Raw genomic sequence first — 1,450 nt, 5'->3', positions numbered from 1 at the left:
GCAATTTAGGTTCCATTCTCCTCCATCCCTTCTTTAGTTCTTTCAATGGTCACCGTCGCCTTCACAATAACAATTTGACCAAACTCCTCAATGAAAGCGACATGATCTCCAACTTTTACACCTAACTTGTCTCGAATCACCTTGGGTATGGTGATATGGTTATTACCCGTCACTTTTGCTAACTCCATTTATATTACCATCCTTCATTCTTGGATTTTATAGATAATTCAATCTTACTATAACATCCTATATTTGGAAAGAGGGTAATGTGAATTTTATTCCCTGTGCTCTGTATCTCCAATATAGCAATGCCCGGCATATCTCCAACCTTCAGGCGTTTTTTTCAACGTATCGAAAGTAGCCCGCCCTCCTACATGGCTGTGCGGCTCCCCTATTTGAATGATGCTACCCGTCCAGTATGCTGGAGGGAGCTCATTAAGGAAATAATTAACGAATTCTTCATCTACCAAGTCATTCACTTGTAAAAAATCGTGAAGGTAACTATTTCCCCAGTCTTCGTATTTTTTCATTAGCTTCATCTCCTTAGCTATCATTTACTTGTATTTTTTATAACAACCGCTTTGAGGACTGGTCGACGCTCATACTCACTTAATCCAACCAGACGCAACTCGTCAGATGTAGGGAGAAGCGTCAAGCCTTTGTAATTGGAATCGACATAGTAGTTGGTGAACTCATCCGATTCCAATTGCAAGGAAGTGGCGTCCACCACAGCCACTCGCGCCCTTTTGCCCGTTTGATATACATAAATCATTTTCCCACTGTGATATGCAGGTGCAGATAATAAGGAGCCCTTGACCGGCTTTATGATAAAATCTTTCCCCTGCTCATCATAAATCAGCTCTCCGTTCTTGACATCGAGCTGCCGAATGGCTGACCCATTGTAGATATTCAGCCGCTTTGTATCCGGATTATAGACGTACTGGTTTCCTTTTTGCCCCGACAACACCCGGTGCCGATCTTGTACACCAATAACGGTATCTTCATCAAAATACATCCCCAGCAAATCCGGAGTCCCAAACAGAACCCCAGCCTTGGCCCCATAATAGGCCACACTAAAAAGCTCATTACTGCTGGAAGTCGGGCTGATTAAAATGTGCTTGTCTGGCCTTGAGTTGCCGTAGTCGGATACAGGAATGACCCGAATCCCAACATCATCCCGGAGAAATATTTGGTTACCTGCGTAAGCCAGCTTATAGTACACACCCTTTTTCTTCTCGATGTTGATTGCCTGTACAGCCTGAGCTGTCCAGCGCCCGTCTGCGTATACCGAAACAAATACCCGCAAGAAGCTTGCAGATTGGTAGGTAACCTCATTCGACCAATACAGATAAATGCTGCCGTCCTTTTGGGTCATCGTCGTAGCATACCGTCCGTTTTTGAAAGAATAGTTCGTCGGGTCGTAAGACGTGCCGCCGAGCTGCAGCGTCTT

3 protein-coding genes are annotated in these 1,450 nt (G+C 44.6%); all 3 read right to left on the bottom strand.

What is annotated here, in order from left to right; translation table 11 throughout:
• Positions 1 to 5 precede the first annotated feature (5 nt).
• The gene (locus tag WBG83_RS22400) at positions 6 to 188 is read right to left on the bottom strand and encodes an AbrB/MazE/SpoVT family DNA-binding domain-containing protein (RefSeq protein ID WP_336747609.1); all 183 of its coding nucleotides are present in this window, start codon (positions 186 to 188) and stop codon (positions 6 to 8) included.
• An 87-nt stretch (positions 189 to 275) separates the two neighbouring features.
• Positions 276 to 530, bottom strand: coding sequence for a hypothetical protein (locus WBG83_RS22395; protein ID WP_336747608.1), 255 nt, complete (start codon positions 528 to 530; stop codon positions 276 to 278).
• 20 nt (positions 531 to 550) lie between these two features.
• Positions 551 to 1,450: hypothetical protein (locus WBG83_RS22390; RefSeq protein ID WP_336747607.1), on the bottom strand; the 900-nt coding region annotated here is incomplete at its 5' end.

The sequence above is a fragment of the Paenibacillus sp. y28 genome, from assembly GCF_037137075.1.
GTDB lineage: Bacteria > Bacillota > Bacilli > Paenibacillales > NBRC-103111 > JBBBNV01.
This window is presented reverse-complemented; position numbering and strand designations above follow the sequence as displayed.